This window comes from Chitinophaga sp. (assembly GCF_039596455.1).
Taxonomy (GTDB): domain Bacteria; phylum Bacteroidota; class Bacteroidia; order Chitinophagales; family Chitinophagaceae; genus Chitinophaga.
Genome location: NZ_JBCNJR010000002.1, coordinates 445,745 through 463,091, shown reverse-complemented (window position 1 = coordinate 463,091; position 17,347 = coordinate 445,745). Strand labels below are relative to the sequence as shown.

Annotated in this window: 13 protein-coding genes; 1 reads left to right on the top strand and 12 read right to left on the bottom strand. The window is 54.2% G+C overall.

Annotated elements, in window-relative coordinates:
- Positions 1-49 precede the first annotated feature (49 nt).
- Complete coding sequence (locus ABDW36_RS11635; RefSeq protein WP_343702071.1) at positions 50-934, top strand: LysR substrate-binding domain-containing protein; 885 nt, start codon at positions 50-52, stop codon at positions 932-934.
- A gap of 41 nt (positions 935-975) precedes the next feature.
- Here the strand turns inward: ABDW36_RS11635 and ABDW36_RS11630 are convergent, their stop codons facing one another.
- The 12 genes from ABDW36_RS11630 to ABDW36_RS11575 all read right to left on the bottom strand — a co-directional run bounded on the left by ABDW36_RS11630 (position 976) and on the right by ABDW36_RS11575 (position 17,347).
- Positions 976-2,331 carry a PhoPQ-activated protein PqaA family protein gene (locus tag ABDW36_RS11630; RefSeq protein ID WP_343702070.1) on the bottom strand — a complete coding sequence of 452 codons (1,356 nt, stop codon included), beginning with the start codon at positions 2,329-2,331 and terminating at the stop codon, positions 976-978.
- 30 nt (positions 2,332-2,361) lie between these two features.
- The gene (locus tag ABDW36_RS11625) at positions 2,362-4,080 is read right to left on the bottom strand and encodes a SusD/RagB family nutrient-binding outer membrane lipoprotein (protein ID WP_343702069.1); all 1,719 of its coding nucleotides are present in this window, start codon (positions 4,078-4,080) and stop codon (positions 2,362-2,364) included.
- An 8-nt stretch (positions 4,081-4,088) separates the two neighbouring features.
- A complete protein-coding gene (locus ABDW36_RS11620; protein WP_343702068.1) occupies positions 4,089-7,544 on the bottom strand; it encodes a SusC/RagA family TonB-linked outer membrane protein in 3,456 nt (1,151 codons plus the stop codon).
- A gap of 73 nt (positions 7,545-7,617) precedes the next feature.
- Positions 7,618-8,658, bottom strand: a complete 1,041-nt coding sequence (locus ABDW36_RS11615; protein ID WP_343702067.1) for a FecR domain-containing protein — start codon at positions 8,656-8,658, stop codon at positions 7,618-7,620.
- A 14-nt stretch (positions 8,659-8,672) separates the two neighbouring features.
- Positions 8,673-9,227 (bottom strand): sigma-70 family RNA polymerase sigma factor, encoded by a 555-nt coding sequence (locus tag ABDW36_RS11610; RefSeq protein WP_343702066.1) that lies wholly within the window; start codon positions 9,225-9,227, stop codon positions 8,673-8,675.
- Between the two features lie 27 nt (positions 9,228-9,254).
- Positions 9,255-9,764: a hypothetical protein gene (locus tag ABDW36_RS11605; protein WP_343702065.1), complete on the bottom strand. Its 510-nt coding sequence runs from the start codon at positions 9,762-9,764 to the stop codon at positions 9,255-9,257.
- 153 nt (positions 9,765-9,917) lie between these two features.
- Positions 9,918-10,595: a (4Fe-4S)-binding protein gene (locus tag ABDW36_RS11600; protein ID WP_343702064.1), complete on the bottom strand. Its 678-nt coding sequence runs from the start codon at positions 10,593-10,595 to the stop codon at positions 9,918-9,920.
- A gap of 10 nt (positions 10,596-10,605) precedes the next feature.
- Entirely contained in the window at positions 10,606-10,911 is a 306-nt protein-coding gene (locus ABDW36_RS11595) for a GNAT family N-acetyltransferase (RefSeq protein WP_343702063.1), read from the bottom strand.
- Positions 10,912-10,934: 23 nt separating this feature from the next.
- Complete coding sequence (locus ABDW36_RS11590) at positions 10,935-11,933, bottom strand: FAD:protein FMN transferase (protein WP_343702062.1); 999 nt, start codon at positions 11,931-11,933, stop codon at positions 10,935-10,937.
- A gap of 1 nt (position 11,934) precedes the next feature.
- Positions 11,935-13,776 (bottom strand): FAD-dependent oxidoreductase, encoded by a 1,842-nt coding sequence (locus ABDW36_RS11585; protein WP_343702061.1) that lies wholly within the window; start codon positions 13,774-13,776, stop codon positions 11,935-11,937.
- A gap of 1 nt (position 13,777) precedes the next feature.
- Entirely contained in the window at positions 13,778-14,869 is a 1,092-nt protein-coding gene (locus ABDW36_RS11580; RefSeq protein WP_343702060.1) for a hypothetical protein, read from the bottom strand.
- A 9-nt stretch (positions 14,870-14,878) separates the two neighbouring features.
- The gene (locus ABDW36_RS11575) at positions 14,879-17,347 is read right to left on the bottom strand and encodes a hypothetical protein (protein WP_343702059.1); all 2,469 of its coding nucleotides are present in this window, start codon (positions 17,345-17,347) and stop codon (positions 14,879-14,881) included.

The window sequence follows — 17,347 nt, the reverse complement described above, 5'->3', positions numbered from 1 at the left end:
CCGGCACACAAATGCCGGCCTTATTCTCTTTAAATTGTACCTTTAGCGCATGTTCGATTTCAGGCTGAAAGTTTTTTATACGGTTGCAAAGCGCCTCAGCTTTACGCGGGCGGCAGAAGAGCTCTTCATTTCGCAACCCGCGGTTACCAAACACATCCATGAGCTGGAGCAGCAATTGGGCATTGCGCTATTTGAACGCATCGGCAACAAGATACAGGTTACGCAGGCGGGCAAAATACTGCTGCACCATACCGGCAACATCTTTGCCAGCTACCGCAACCTGGAATTTGACATCAACCAGCTGAAACATGAGCAGGGCGGCGTGCTCAATATTGGCGCCAGCACCACGGTGGCGCAATACTTCATTCCTCCCCTGCTGGCCCGCTTCAACCAGCAGTACACAGACATCCGCACCTCACTCACCTATGGCAATACCGAGCAGATACAGCAGGCGCTGCTGAACAAAAGCATACAGCTGGGCATTACGGAGGGCCACTCCAAAGACCCCATGCTGAAGTACGTGGAATTTGCGAAAGATGAAATTGCGCTGATCAGCAACGCGGCTTTTAAACAATACAAACAGGGCATCTCCCCGGAAGAGCTGAAAAAGATCCCCCTGCTGGTGCGGGAGCATGGCTCCGGTACGCTGGAAGTGATCACGGACGAGCTGAAGAAAATAAAACTGAAACTGTCTGACCTGAACGTGCTTATGTACATGGGCAGCACGGAAAGCATCAAATCTTACCTGCACCATGCGCCCTGCGCGGCTTTCATTTCCCTGCAGGCCGTGCAGCACGAGCTGGAGTCAGGAGATTTCAGGATCATACCGGTGAAAGATTTCAGGCTGCTGCGGAAATACCAGTTTGTGTACCCGCAGGGCCAGCAAGACAAGCTGGCGCAATTGTTCATGAAGTTTGCCAAACAGTATGCATAAAAAAGCAGTGGCCGGTTTCTAAAGCCGGCCACTGTCCGTTTTTACAAAACCTTTTTAGTATCTGTCAGAAATACGCGGGTGCTCACCGTGTAGCTGCCCCCGTTCTCATCCCGGTATTTGAAGTCTACATAAAAAGCGCCGTACCCGCTGGCGGGGAAAGGCTGCGTTACTTTCACCTTTGACTTTTGCGCAATGCCCAGGCTTTTGGAAGACCATTTGTCATTCCGGAAATCCAGGTCTGAAGAAGTGGCCGTCCATACGATCACATCCTGCAGGCGGTCTGCAGACGCCCTGGCCGTAACGTTCACGCCTTTTTTACCGGTTTTGGTGGTATAGCTGCACTGCGGGTAGTTGCCGCCGTTGATGGTCATCCCGAAGAAGGAACTGAGGCCGTTGAACACCTGCTGGCCGTCTCCCATGCTGTGGCCTTCATTGGGCACATAGTTCAGGAGATATTTACCAGGGATGTCATTGATGTAATTCTTCACATTGTCTACCACCCAATACTCATCATTGGTGCCCATAAACAGCATCTTGGGCATGGTGAGGCTCTTCCGGTAAGAATAAGGGTCTACCATGGTATTGATGGCCTCCCCGCTGGGCGTATGGGCGGCCTGCGGAATGCCCAGCTTTACGTAGTCTTCTATCTGGATGCTGTACTCTTTCCAGGTTTGTATCTGGTAATCGAGGCTCACGGGCATGTTGAGGATATCTATCACCATGGGCGCAATGCCTGCCACGCGGTTGTCATTAGCGCCGGTGAGCCAGGTAGTCCAGCCGCGTTTGGAAGCGCCGGCCACTACGAATTTGTTCACAGGCGGGGTGGCTTTTGACGCGGTGAACGCCTGCACGGCATCCATGGCGCGCACGGCGCTTTTCACCATGGGGAACAGCAGCGGCCAGGTGTAGTCATTGTCCTTCTTGAAATTATGCAGGGTGAAAGAAATGAGCGCATCTTCCGTCAGGTTATCATATAACGGCTGGTTGGGGGTTTGGCGCAGCACGGCGGTAACGGCCTTCCGGTCTCCCGCTATTTTCCCCACACCCTGGAACAGTTTGTCTTTTTCCCCGTTCCACTTGGGCTCCCCGTCTTTCAGCGCGCCGCCGGTGATGAACAGCAAAGCGCCATCGTGCTGAATGTCAGCGGGAATAAAAACGGTGAGCTGGTGCTTCCAGGTATGCTCCCGCCATTGCTGCGAGGTGAGCAGCAGGCTGTAGGCCTTTACATTGTTTACGGCAAAGGAGTCTTTCACTACCCAGCTGAACGTTTTATCGCCATTATGCAGGTAGCTTTGCAGGGCATTGGCGGGTGTAACGGGCTGCTGGGCAAGTGCCTGCAGCACAAAAAAAACGGGAACAAGAAACAGTACGCTCTTTTTTACAAATGGTTTTCTCATTGCTAAGCTATTATGATGTACAATTCAAATTTACCAGGGTTTACCGGTGCCCTGCAGCACCCATGGTTTTGACCAGGGACTGTTTTGCGGGCCGTTGGCGCCAAAGGAGGAGAACCCGGTGGTTTCCAGCTTTGCTGCCGCTGCGTCTATATTCGCTTTGTTCAGGTTCCGCTCATCCAGCATGTAATAGAACCTTACAGGCACGGCAGGGGCTTTGGCATTGGGGCCCGCCGTCAGCACCGGGAAACCTGTTCTTTTATAGTCGAACCAGGCCTCTGTTGCAGCGCTCCAGGCCGCGATCCACTTCTGCTCAATGATCTGCTGCTGCGTATTCTTGAAAGCTACTGCGGGGCTGTTCACATAAGCGTTGTATTTGTCTGCAACGCCCCACGCGGTAAAGCTGGCCTGTATGCCTGCTTTGTAGTGCGCTTCCGCATTGCCGGCGGCCCATCCTTTCACGCCTGCCGCTTCCGCCAGTATAAAATGTACCTCGGCGGCGGAAATAAGGCGCGCTTTCAGCAAGGGCCCCTTCGGCTCCGCGTATATGCCGCTGAGCCAGGATACATGCGTGTTGGTAGAAGCCTGCGCCGCATCGTTGCTCAGGTTGTATACAGCAGGGCCTACCAGCGCGGGAGGAATGCCTACATAATTCACGTCCTGGTTGATGTCTGCCAAAGTTAAACCTTTTGCGGCCAGCACGTCCGGGGAAATATACCGCACCTTCCGCGGCTCTCCGGCCACGATGGTATCTACGGCCTTGTAGATGGTACCGGTGCCGGTGGGTTTGGAAGGGTCTACCAGCAGGAAACATTCCACCTTCCTGGCCCACACGCCCAGCCGCGGGTCATTCAGCGCCTGCAGGGATTTGACGAGCGTATTGCACATTTTGATGCGGCGGTAGCGGCTGCCGTTATCTCTGTCGTACGTGCTGTTGGTGGGCCATGAATCTGCGTCACTGGTGCCCACAAAAGGCATGGCGGCATCTTCCGAGGCGCTGGTGATGATGGGGTATTTATCAGGACTGGCTGCAATTTTTTCTATGCCCGCCTTTGCCACAGCCGGCAGCTTTTCCGCCAGGCGCATGTAGTAGCGCAGGGCCAGGGAATTGGCCATTTTCCGCCATTTGGACGGCTCGCCCTGGTAATATACATCTACGGCATCTATGGGACCGGTATATTGGTTCTTCGGTTTGGACAGCAGGTCGTTGGCCTTTTCAAGGTCTGCCAGGATGCCCATGTAAATGGTTTCCTGCGGGTCAAGCGGCGGGCGGGCATTGTCATCGCCCTCCTTGTCCCCTTTCAGGGCATGCGTGTAGGGCGCATCTCCCCAAAGGTCTGTGATGAGGCCGAAGAGCATGCTTTTCATCACCAATGATACGCCCTGGTGCAGCTCTAAGCCTGACTCCACCGCCTTTTCATATACCAGCTGGTTGTTGCGCAAAATGTCGTAGTAGCCAGACCAGCTGTTGGAGCCGCCCCAGTCGTACTCGTTGTGCGTGCCCACCCAGCCATCTTTCTGTGTATGCTGCATTACGCCCGCAATGTCATTAAAACCCAGGTCTACATAAGCGCGGCCGGTTTCAGTGAGCACGGTAGACAATACAAAGGAAGGGTTGGTGGTGGAAGGATTGGCCCCGTTGGGATTTTCGTTGAGCGATACCAGGTGTTTTTTACAAGATATCGCAAAGACCGCTGCCGCCAGAAAACAGGCCAGCACGGTGTATTGATATGTAGTTTTGCGTTGCATCATTCCTTCATTTAAAAGGTCAGGTTCAATTTCATGCCGAGGGGTATGCTCCATGGCGTTACATTGTATCTTTCTATGCCCTGTTTGAACTGTATGCCGGAGCCTTGCACCGCGGCGGCAGGCTGGTAGGCGTTTTCAGGGTCTATGCCTATTTTGGCCGCCGTCCACAGTATAATGTTGCGGCTGTATACCGAGAAGCTGGCGTTGCGCGCATGCACCAACCGGGCAATGTTGCCGGGCAGCTCATACGCCAGCGATACTTCCCGCAGTTTCAGGTAAGAGGCAGGAAAGAGGAAAGCGCGTGTAAAAGACCAGGCGGTGCTGCCGGCATAGGGCAGCGTGAGCGTACCGGGGCCGCCCAGGTTCTCAATGTATCCTGTGGGGTTGCCCTGCGCATCGTAGCCTGTGGCCCGCACGCCGGGAATGAACACGCCGCCGTAAGGCAGTGTGTAGGGGCCATAAGTAAAGGGATAACCATTGTATTCAGGAGTGGGCCCGCCTACCAGTGGGAAAGAATTACCGTTGACATGGATCATGGTATTGGCATGCTGCTGCAGGTAGTCTGCCAGCTCCTGCCCGCGCAGGTTGCCGGGGTTGATCAGCTTGTCCAGGAAACGCTGCGAGTTGCCATGCTCTTCTCCGTAGCGGTAGGTCTGCGAAACAAAGTCACCGCCATTGCGCCAGTCAAACGTCATGCTCAGGGTGAAACTTTTGTAGCTGAGCGAGGTTTGCGCGCCCAGGATAAAGTCAGGATTGAAGTTGCCTATTTTGTTGCGGGTGTTCTGCGCGTCTATGGCCTGCCATTTGCCGGTAGCGTCCAGCAGGGGGTAACCGTAGTATTTGGATTTTTCGTCTTTAACGGTTACCAGCTCCGCATCGTAAATATCCCCGATATCTTCTCCCACGTACGTCCATGCCCCGCCGCGGGCTTCTTCCCAGAGGGTGTAGTACGGCATATCATTAGTGAGGCTGACAATTTTAGTGCGGTTGCGCGTGAGGTTGGCATTCACTTCCCAGCGCCAGTTAGGGGTTTGTACCGGCGTGCCGCCCAGCGTAAGCTCTATGCCCCTGCTCCGCAGCAGCCCGGCGTTGATGTTCTTGGAAGAGTAGCCGGAAGAGGGCGGTATTTTGGTGTTGAAGATCTGGTTCTCGTTTTCCACTACGTAATAGGTGCCGCTGAAACGCAGCCTGTCATTAAACAGGGTAACGTCTATGCCGCCTTCGTAAGAGGTAGCGGTTTCCGGCTTCAGGAAGGGATTGAGCAGGGTACCGGAGGTAGACAGACGCGGAATGCCGCCCCAGGCGCCGGCGTTACCCAGTACAGCGGCCAGCTGATAAGGATTGGCATCGTTACCTACTTTAGCCACGCCGCCACGCAGTTTGATCATGTTGATATTCCTGTTCGTAACACCGGCTATTTCATTCACCAGCAGGCTCAGTGAGGCAGAAGGATAGAAATAGGGGTCTGCGTTGGGCAGCGTGCTGGACCAGTCTGTACGGCCCGTTACATCCAGGAACACCATGCTTTTATAGCCCAGGTTGATCATGCCGTACACGCTGTGCACGCCTTTTTTGAAGCTGTTGCTGTTGAAGTTGAGGTTTTCAGGCAGAATGTTCTGCAAGGTGTACACGCCCGGTACCACCAGGCCCGTACCGGGTTTGCTGGCATTGGTCACGTTCTTGCCCGTCTGGTAACGCAGGTTGCCGCCGGCGGAGAGGGAGAAATCGAAATCCCCTAGCCGGTCTTTATACGTCAGCAGCGCATCCGTGTTGCGCTCAAAGTTGCTGATATTGATGATACCATAGGCGCCGTTCCGCGAATCGAGATAGCTGTTGGCAATTTTGGTTTCCCTGTCTTCCTTGTAATTATCAATGGCATAACGCACCATCAGGTTCAGCTTGGACGTAATGTTCCAGTCTGCGCGGATGTTGCCGAAAACACGGTCTCTCACAAAACCGTTGTTCACTTCATTAGCCAGGAAATAGGGGTTATTGAACACGCCGTTGTACTGCGTGCGCTGCTGCAGCCCCTCCTGCCCCGGCATCCAGTAATTGCGGAGATCACGGATGTCAATATGCGGAGAAACGCTGTACACCCATTGCAGGGGGTTGGTGCCCCTGTCTCCCGCAGCGCGGTTGTTGGAATTGCTGCGGCTGAAATCTACGTTGGCGCTGAGGCTGATGCGGGAGGTGACCTTCAGCGTAGAGTTAAGGTTGAGCGCATTCCGGTAGAGGTCTGTATTGGGCAATATGCCCTTGTGTGTCATGTTGGCGTAAGACATCCTGTAGGCCAGCAGGTTGTTATTATTGGCCAGTGAAACAGCTGTAGTAGAAGTAATGCCAGTATTGACGAAGTTTTTTGCGTTGTTTTTGTGAGATACCAGCGGCATGGGGATGGGCTTGCCGTTAGCGTCCAGCGGGCTGTTCCACTGTACTTCCTCATAACCCATGTCCAGCTCGGCGCCGTAGGTGGCATCAATATTTTCCTGTATGATGGAGCCGAAGGGATTGGTGAGCAGGTTGCCGCTTCTTGACACCGGGATGGCGGAGAACTGTCCCGGCCCGAATTTGGTTTGCCATTGCAGGAATTTGTACGGAATGTCGAACACCACGTTCTGCGATGCGTTGACCGTGAGGCGGTCTACCTTCTTGCCGGTTTTGGTGGTGATGAGCACTACCCCGTTGCCCGCGCGGGAGCCGTAAAGCGCGGCGGCGCTCGGGCCTTTCAGCACGGTTACGCTCTCTATGTTATCCATATTGATATCGGAAATGGCATTGCCGTAGTCTACCTTGTTGTTGCTGCCTATTTCGCTGATATTGTTGAGCGTATTGGCCAGCGGCACACCGTCTATCACAAACAGGGGCTGGTTATCGCTGCTCAGCGATGTGGCCCCGCGTATGATCATGCTCACCGAAGAGCCGGGCGCGCCGGTAGAGTTGATGGTAACGCCGGCCAGCTTGCCGGACATGGCGTTCAGGAAGTTTTCCTGCGGCACCCGGTTAAATTCCTTCGCCCCCAGCTCTTCTACAGAATACCCCAGGGATTTGGTGGCGCGCCTGATGCCCAGCGCCGTGATGGTAACGGGGCCCAGTTCCCGCGTTTTGTCTTTCAGCACTACAGACAAGGAAAGGCGCGTGGTTTCATTCACCATGTAATTGCTGAGCGTGTCTTTCGTATAACCCACATGGGAGAACACAAAAAAGTAAGGGCCGCCGGAGGGTATCCTTGACAGTGTGAACACCCCTTTGTTATTGGTAATGGCGCTGGCCATCAGCTTCCCGGATTCATTGAACAGCTCAACGGCCACGCCTTCCAGCGCCTCCATGGCTTCGTTCCTTACAATGCCCGCAGCAGAAGGCGCAATGGCCTGGGCATGGGCCCGGCCCGGCATAAACGGCAGCAACAGCAGCAGCCATACGGCCCAGGGCGCGTGCCGGTTGTTGGATTCTCGAAATACTGAGTGCATTTTTACTTTTTTTTGGGCATACCAATCCCGGCGCCCTTTTCAGGGTACAGGTATAGAATCAGGTACCGGCTTGTTATGGTGTTATGTAAATAATATTCTTGCTGATACGGATGGTGACGTTGTTCAGTAATGCAATGGTGTTTAAAAAATCCGGCAGGGACTCCTTCTCACTGTTAAACACGCCGGTGAAATACATATTGTCCAGCGTGCCAGGCTTATACTTCACCTGCATGCCATATTCTGTTTCAATGGTATTAAAAAGAGCGCTGAGCGGCTCGTTCTCAAACTGCAGCATCACCACGGCCGGTATTTCCTTCTCTGCCGGTGTGGCGGCTACGGGTGCAGGTTTCACCGGCTTTGCAGGCACAGGCTCAACAGACACGGTATGATGCTCTTCATCATAATACAACTTTTCGCCGGGCTTCAGGTACACCGGCGCCATTGTTTGGCCGGCGTTTTGTGAGGACGGGCTTACCATCACCTTGCCGCTTTCCAGCTGCACCAGCACTTTGCCATGGCGCGCATCAATACGGAAAACAGTGCCCAATGCGGTGGTACCCAGGTTGCCTGCAAACACGGTAAACGGTTTGCCGGCATTGCTTTTTACGGAGAAGCGTGCCTGGCCCTGCAGGTGTACTTCCCTGTCCTGCTCACCGAAAGGCTGCCGGTAGCGGATGCTGCTGCCGGGATATATGTCAGCCAGAGAACCATCCGGTAAAATGGCCTGCATCACGTTGGGCGTATTGTTCACCCGCTCCTCTTCAGAGGCGGGAATTTCAGCGGCCATGGCCACATCTTGAGCGGGTTGACGGTTGAGCCAGAAGATGCCGGCGCCCGCTGCCAGCAATATCACCACCGCCGCCGCCACACGAAAAAAAAGTACGGCCCCGCCTCTACGGCGGCGATACGTCAGGTCTCCGATGGCCTGCAACATCTTTTCCGAATCTGCCGCAGCCAGGCGTTCCGTTGCCTGAAAAGCGCTCCAGCTCTCTTCCGTAAGATACTTCTCCAGCTCCTGCGGGTGCGCCAGGAAGTATGCACGAACGGCCGCTTTCTCTGCTTCACTGGCGTAGCCGCTCAGGAACCTGTTGATGATCTCTTCTGAAACATGCATACTAGATATTCGTTTTAGAACAGCAAATCCCTCACTGCCACAACACAACTCAGCATCAGCAATGCTTTCCTCAGCTGGTGCACGGCACGTAGAATATGGTTCTCTACCGTTCTGGGCGAAATGGACAATTGTTCCGCAATCTTTTTATGGGAGAGCCCTTCGAAGCGGCTCATTTTAAATACATGGCGGCGTACGGGAGAAAGCTGCTCAATGCAATGGTACACGCGCTGCAGCTCTTCTTTCTTGGAAAAATCGAACTCCATATGCAGCACGGTAGCTTCTTCCGTGAACTGGCCCATATGGCGGTGCTGCACGCTTTGTTTGCGCAGCAGGTCTATCATAATGCTTTTGGCAATGCGGAACACCTGGAAAGACAGCTCATAATCGAAAGAAAGGGTTTCTTTCTTCTCCCACAGCCTGATGAAGGTGAGCTGCACAGCTTCTTCCGCCAGGTACACTGACTGGGTATGCTTGAGTATATAGAAATAGAGCTTGTTATGGTACTGGTGATATACCATCTTGAAGGCAGCTACATTTCCATTTTTAATATCCTGTACATTGCATTGCATAGACCATCATCATAAAAGTGCCGCAGGTTATTTTTTCTCGAGTATCAGCGTCAGTGGCACGGAGGCAACATTGGGAATAGCGGCGGTTACAGAGATCTTCATGGTATTGTTCGTCACCTCATTGATCCAGTGGGGGTCTGCCTCTCCGGCTTTGGATTTCAGCAGCAGCACCGCATCGTAGATATCCAGCCGCCAGGTACCTTCTTTTCCGGTAACAGGCAGAATCAGGTCTGTACATCCTTCCACCTGCATGGTACTGTCTTTGTTGAAATTATACACGTTGTTTTTGGTACAGGTAAAATATTGCCCTGCGGGCCCCAGCATAGGCGCCAGGGTGATGATGCTGGTGCCCGCGGGGATGTTTTGCCCGCCCAGCTTCACCGGCACGGCCAGCACCAGGTCTTTCTGGCTCCAGCTTCCGGCTACCATTTCATATTTACCGGACCCTGCTTTTTTGGTGTCCTTGTCTTTTTTGCAGCCAATGCAACAAAAAACCGATAATACGCTGAAAGCGATAAGGGGGATCGCGAACTTCATAACGATTATGAATAGTAATTTAAGGAATAAAACCGTGCTTTTTATAATATTCGTTTGCCGGGAGCAAACCCCTCACTGGTTAACAATTCGATAATACGGCTCCCTGGGTCGGGGAGCCTTTTTGACAACCTGGCTGACTTTTGGGGCGTTTTATCAGCCGCCGGTAATACCGCGGGGTTCTTTCTTCTCTTTGTCTTCGTTATAAAAATAGGACAGCGCGCCGGAGGGGCATCTTTTCACCTGCTCCACAATACGCTCGGAAGTAGCGCCCTGCATATTGATCCAGGGTTTGGCGTTGACGTTGAACACTTCGGGCAGCTGGCCCACACAACGGGCGGCGTGCTTGCAGAACTCCGGTTTCCAGACCACGGTGACCTCTCCGTTAGTGTAATGCATTTTTTTCTCCACGTCTTCATCCCGCAGCAAAAAGGTACGCAGCTTCAGCTCTCCTTCCAGTATGCGGGATATGGGGCAGGCTTTGGCTATTTCCAGCAGGCGGGCCCGTTTTTCTTCCTCCACATGGCTGATGAAGGAGATATCGCGGTCTACGATGGTAACGGTTTTATCGTTCTCCTTTTCCTGGTAAAAGTTCACGTTGACGGCAATCTGCGGAATGTCCCAGCCCTTGCGGTCTATGTACATCCGCAGGGTGGCCAGGGTGCAGGAGGCCAGGGAAGACATCAGCTGCGTGTACGGGTCCGGCCCCAGGTCTTTACCACCTGTGGTTACCGGCTCGTCTGCAATAAAAACGCCGTTGCGCCATTCAATAGTAATCTTGTATTTTTCCGTACCGATGGTACCGTGTACGGGTTTTTCCAGCTTGTATTTCATACGGTCCGATTTAGATGTTCACGTCTTCGCTGACAATCCGTTTCCATTCAGGGTGCCGTTTGATGAAGGCCCTTACAAACGGGCACAGCGGCACCAGCTTGTCTCCCTGCGCTTCAATATACTGCAATGTTTTTTCCACGATGGCGTTGCCTGCGCCTTTGCCTTCCAGCTCTGGCGGCACTTCGGTATGTATGAGCGTGGTTTTACCCTGTACGTGCCGGTAAAGGATGAAAGCGGTATAGCCCCCTATGGCCAGTTCAAAACGGTGCTTTGCGGTGTTGTTGACGAGTTGGAGGGATTCGTAATCTGCATGCATATCATGAACATTATACCGGCAATTTATTCCCTTTTACCCATTACACCAAACACCTGCATGCCTTTCAGGCGTTCTGTGAGGAATACGGCCACGCTGCCGTCCGGCCGCTGATAGATGAGGCAGGCGTCAAGGTCTTTTTCCCGCTGCAGCAGCTGTTTGCTTTCTTCGAGGCCCATGGCCAGCAGCGCGGTGTCAAAGCCATCTGCGGTGATAGCGTCTGCCGCTACCACGGTGGCGCTCAGAAGCGGGTCTTGTTTGGCAAGACCTGTTTTGGGGTGAATGATGTGGCGGTAGGTTTGCCCGTTGCGGACGTAGAAGTTGCGGTAATTGCCGGCCGTGGCAATGGCGCGGTTGCCTATGTTGAGGCGCAGCAGCTCTTCTGCGGGATTCAACGGGTTTTCAATGCCTACCGTCCAGGGTTGGGCGCCTTGCCGGAGGCCCTTGCAGCGCAGTTCTCCGCCTACCTCTACCATGTAATTTGTAATGCCCTGTGTTTCCAGCCAGCCGGCTATCACATCTACCGTGTAGCCCTGGGCAATGGCGTCAAAGTCAAGCCGCACGTGCTCTTTTGTTTTATGCACCGTTTCCCGGTCAAAAACGATGTACTGGAAACCTACGTATTGCAGCAATGAATCTACCTGCTGCAGCCATGGCCGGCCGGTGCTTTTGCCCTTGCGGTAAGCCTCGGTGATGGGCATCACGGTAGGGTCGAACGCGCCGTTGGTGGCGCGGTATATTTCAAGAGAGCGTTGCAGTACGGGGTAAAAATGCCCGGACTGATACCGGAAGTCGTCAAACTGGTTAAAGGCGGAGACTTCGGAATCAGTCCGGTAGGTTGACAAACACAGATCAATGGCAAGCAGCATGGAGTCTACCTGCTTTTTAAAATGCCTTCCGGCCGCGTCTGTATATATAATATGCCAGGTGGTGCCCTGCGCTGTTCCTTCCATGCTGATCTCGGGCGGAGCATCAGGCCCCGCGTACACAAGAGACATGCACCATATGGCCAGCGCGGTGATCATTTTACTGGCGGCCCGCTTTGTTATCTACCCCCTGCTGCTGCGGCACATCGTCATTCAGAATGCCCATCAGCTCATCCAGGTGTTGCTGGTATACGCCGCGGGGCGTTGTTTTGTATTTTTTGCCCAGGTAAGCGGCGTAACCTACCACCTCTCCCATCATGCCGCAGGTACGCATTACCCGCGTGCTGCCAAAGGCCACGTGCGTGGTGCTAATGTTACGGCCCGCCATGAACAGGTTGGAAATGTTACGGGAGTACAGGCAGCGGTAGGGAATGGTGTAAGGCGCCACCCTGATGTGTTTGGTGCTGGCAAAGAACTCCTGCCCTTCAAAATATTTGCTGTTCTTTTCGTTGGGGAAGTGCAGGTCAATGGTCCAGGTGGCGGTTACCGCCCCGTCCGGATAGCGCTTGCCTTCCTGGATGTCCATTTGTGTGAGCACATGGTCTCCCATAATGCGGCGTGATTCGCGCTTGCCACCTATATACGCTACCCATGCCAGTTCCCGTTTAGCGTATTTTTCCGGTTTGCCCTTTTTCAGGTAAGACCAGTTGCCGTAAATGGCGCGCAGGTTATGGTCGCGGATCTTTTCCGCGTCTGTAATGGTGTTGAAGTTACCGAAACCTGTTTCCCACTCCCAGTCTGACCTGTCCTGGTCAATATGATACTCGTCTGAAAACTGCAGCGCCCAAGGCGTTTCCGGGAAAGAAGACACGGTGTCTTTTTCAAGGGAGGCCCAGAGGTTGGAGGTGCCCAGCGTAAAACTGTCTGCCTTCTCAGCGGCCAGGGATTCTCCTGTTTCCGCCTTGCTTTCACGGCCCATGCGGAAGTCTGCGCCAGCCAGGTAACCTACCGTGCCATCTCCCGTACAATCTGAAAAATAGGTGCCGGTGAAACGCGTTTCCTGGTTTGTATTGATGTTGCGGCCAATTACAGCCGTGATGCGGTCTTTTTCCTTTTCCACTTTGTGCACATGGGTATTGAGGAAAACCGTGAGGTTCTTTTCAGCCTTTACGATAGCTATCTTACGCGCATCTCCGTACTCGCTGGCATCAGGATGGCCGTTGCCGGGGTCTCCGTTGTCCATTTCGCGCACAATGCGGCCCAATTTGGGATAATGGTTTTTGTCAATGTCTCCCCTCAGGTGTACCCTTACTTCAGAGCTATTGTTACCTCCCAGCACAGGCCGGTCTTGTATGAGGGCGGTTTTCAGGCCCAGGCGGGAGGCGTTGATGGCCGCGCAGGTGCCGGCAATACCGCCTCCTACCACCACCAGGTCAAAGTGGCCACCGTCTGCCGGTGTGGAAGACGTATGCAATACCTTGTTACGGAAAGCGTTCAGGGTGGCCAGCGTGTTGGGCGGTGTGAATTTGAGCGCATCCGTAAAAAGAATAGCATCACAACGGCCGTTGAAACCTGTGAGGTCTTTCATGACCAGTTTGGCGGAAGTTTCCTTCACGTCTATCACACCGGCATCGTACCATTTCCATTCGTCAGAGCCGCTTTCTCCAAACACGTTGCCCAGCTGCTGCCCGCCCAGGTGCAGGGTGAATTTGCCCGGGCCCTTGGGAAAAGGCGCCCAGTCTTTGGTACGCACCCATACACGGTATTTGCCCGTGCCGGGAAATTGCACCGTGGTGGAAGCATCTTTCACGGGGCGGCCCATGCCATGGGCCATCAGGTAAGAAGAGCCTATTACTACAAAAGACTGCTGGTCTGTTACCCAGCCGCCCTTGTTCTCAAAAGATTCCGCTTCTACATACACATGCCGTTGCGCATATGCCGGGGCCGTGGAAAAAATCATCAAAAGCAGGCCCGTTACCAGGCGGTTCCATCTTGCTTTCATATCAGTTGTCGGTTTGTTTAGTTTTTTGTTCGTACTGCATCATTTTTTGCCGTACGGTTTTGTCTGTACTGTTCATTTTTTGCAGGGCGGTATACATGTCCGCTGCCAGGGAAGGCTCTGCCTCCACCAGCTGCGCGGCCAGCCGTTGCTGCACTTTGGGGCCCGCGTCAGCGAGCAGGGCCATTTTTGCATTGAACTGCTGCCGGTTGCCTTCCGTTACCACAGCTGCTATTTTCAGCATTACCGCTTCCCCCAGCCGCAGCCCCGCCATCTTTTTAAGAATAGCCATCTGCAGCGGGTAAGCAGCATTGGTATATACCTCCCACAACCAGCTCTGCCGTGCCGGCGTGAAATACTCCGGCGCCGCCTTCTGCAAGGCGAAACGCGCGGTAAATATGTTGCTGCCGCTGATGATGCCGGCAATATCGTTCTCAAACCCCTTCTGCACCCGCCCTTCCGCGTTCATCACTTTTTCCATGGCCCAGTACTGGTAATGGTGGTTGTTGCTTTGCAGGAACTGGTGGAGCAATGCCGTACTGGTGTAGGTTTCCGTGATCTTCCGCATTTCTTCCACCACGCTGCCGTGGGCCAGGTGCCAGAGTGTGTAGCAGGTGTACACGGCGCCTTCTATCACTTCGTTCTTGATGGTTTTCAGCGTGGCGCCGGTTTTTACGTCTGCAGAGTCTGATATCTTTTCCGTGCCTTTCACTACCAGGTCTTCCATTTTCAGTTCGGAAAAGATGGAGGTTTCACGGGAGATGATTTCCTGCAGCTTGCGGTATTCTTCTTCCTTGAACTCCCGGTGGTCTGTTTTGGTGAGCACTTCACCGGCCGGCATGTCAAAGCGGGTGTAGTTGCCCAGCAGGTCCCAGTAGAAGTTGATGTACACGGGCTTGCACTCCCCGGTATTACAAACGGGGGTGAAAATGTTCCTGAAAAAGTACTGCGGCCGCCCGCTGTTGTCCAGCGCCAGTTTCAGGGTGTAGGTGGAGCCGCTGCTGTCTTTTATTTCAAACGTGCGAATTTGCTCCCCCGGTACCGCAGCCGCCGCCATGACAGGCAGCATCCATATCATCAGCCATATCAACCGCATGGGTTTCCTTTATTTATATTCCAGCCACGCTGTGGCTTTACAATCTTTGTTGGCGGTAAACCTTACCCAGCGCGCCTGTATGGCAGCAGGGAAGGTATACGTAAATACCTGGCCGGGCGCAACGGTTACCTCCCTGTATTTCATCCACACGCCGTTGCCGGCGGGGTCTGCTTCTATGGTGAAGGTGACCGGCGTTTGGGCGGAATGCCGCAGCTGCAGGCTGCGCTTGTCATAGAAACCTATCAGGTAGGGGTCTGAAGGCTCACCGGCTTTTACCGCACTGTTTTTCCAGGGGCCACCGCGGCCGGTGGGCTTGCCCAGCTTCCAGAGATCGTCTATTACCCCGGCCCAAACAGCCGCCTTGCCGTCTGCGGAGCGGATGATGTGCGCCTTGTTGGCGGCGCCGGGCTCAATGCCCGTCATCACCAGCAAACCACGATAAGAAGCATAATCGTGTATGCGGTAGGGATGCGAGGCTACCGGCCGTATTTTGGCGTAGCCGTCTGCGTTCTCTGCGGGCAGCTCGTAGAAGGTGCCGTGGCAGTTGAACAGGTCTCTCTCCGTGGCCACTTCCCTGCAAATACGCAGCGCCGCTTTGTCTGTAAGGCCGGTAAATGCATCCGCTCCCAGGGGCAGGCGCCAGCGGCGGCCTTTATCATCCACTACCAGAACGGAAGCATCATCTATGGTCACCACCTTTTCCGGAATGGCAAATTTTTCACGGATGAAGCGGGCCGTGCCGGTATCATCCTTTTTCACCAGCTGCATTCTTTCGTTCAGCTCATAATACCCCAGCTCCGTTGCTGCAGTTCCTTTGAACTGCATGGCGTTGATACCTAAAGTACGTCTATTATTGCCAAGGCCGTAGATTAATCCACCACTGGTATTTGCAACCGTTCCCACCTTCGCAAGGCCTGTAAAAACAGCGGCTGGCTGGTTGCTGCGCACCTCTTTACCCGTGTAGGAGAAATATACTGTGGCATTGCCGGCGGCGTTCGTTTTCACCCTCACCCACTCTCCCGGTGCACCTGATGCAAACACCAGCGGCTTTGCTTCACCGGCGGCGAGAGACAATGTTTCAAGCACAGCCCAGCTGCCATTGCCGGTCTTATCTGTTTCAAAAGTGAAAGTGGCCGGGGCAGCGCCGTTGTTTTGCACCCAGGCGGTGCGGTGAGGCCAACCTGCAAAAAGGAAAGGCTCTGACGTTTCACCGGCCTCTACGTTCTCATTCAGCCATACGGCGCCTTCCGCGGTGTTGGGCCCCAGCTGGTCAGGCAGCTGGAAAGAGGTGAACCAGAGGTTGGAATTGGATTGCCCCGGCCCTTCAATGCCGCCTTTTGCCTTGCGTTTGTTCAGGAATTCCCGCTGCGCGGAATCATCACAGCCAAACACCAGCTGGTCATTCCAGCGGGTATAGTCTCCTATTACTTTCAGGTAGGCGGTGCGCGGCCGGATGCCTGCCGTTTGCGAGGCGGAGAAACTGCCGGGGAAGCGCCAGAACAGGCCGTGCATCGTCATCAGGTAATCAGGCTTTCCAGGTGTGCCTACGTCCCTGATGCGCGGCCACTCCGTGTTCCAGCCATGCGCCCCGTCGTAACTGTGGCTGGCTTTGGGCAGACGGTAAAAGTGCCAGCGGCCGCCGTCACGCACGCCCAGCAGTACGGATTTGTGATCCCAGCCGGTAGCCCAGATGGGATCATTTGCGGGGCTCGCGTTGCCATAGATACCGCCCGGACCGGTGATTTCCACAAACTGGTTGCGGCGTACCACCGTCCACTTTTTACCGTCCCATTCGCTGAGAGAACCGGCCTCTATATCAAACTGTTTAAGCGCCTGCGGGCCCGGCTCACCGTTATTGGAATATACCATTACGCCCTGGCCGGAGTAAAGGCCTTTGCCATGGGCGCCGGGCAACAGGTCTGTAGCCTGGTTGGCCGTGGCATCGTCTCCCTTTTTCTTTTTCATGTTGCCGTCTTCATACAGCATCACCGGTTGCAGCGTTTTTACGTCTACTTCATAAAAACCTTCTTCCATGGTGCCGTAATAGATCTTTCCAGCAGGGTCTGAGAGATGGCGCGCATTGCCGGTGTGGCGGCCGGGCATGGCGCTGTAGGGAATGGCGCGTACTTTGCCGCTGCCGTCTATGGCGTAAGGGCCAATAAACAGCTGGTTGCTTTCCCGGTGTATCATGCGGTTGGCCGGCGTGCCGCCAATGCTTTCGCTGCGCACGGTTTGCTGCAGGGAAGGCGATATTTCATACAGCTTGTCTGAAGAGCCCAAAGGCAAATGCGGCCCGTAGGTGATCACCCAAAGTTTGCCTGCCCAGGGCACCACCGCGCCGGTACCGCATTCCCCTTCGTTGTTATACATGGCCAGGTGCGGGTATACTCCGCTGTAAGAAGGCTGCTGGGCTTTACCCAGCAGCGGCAACATCATCAATAATAAAGAGTGAATGCTAACGTTTTTCTTGAAAGTCAT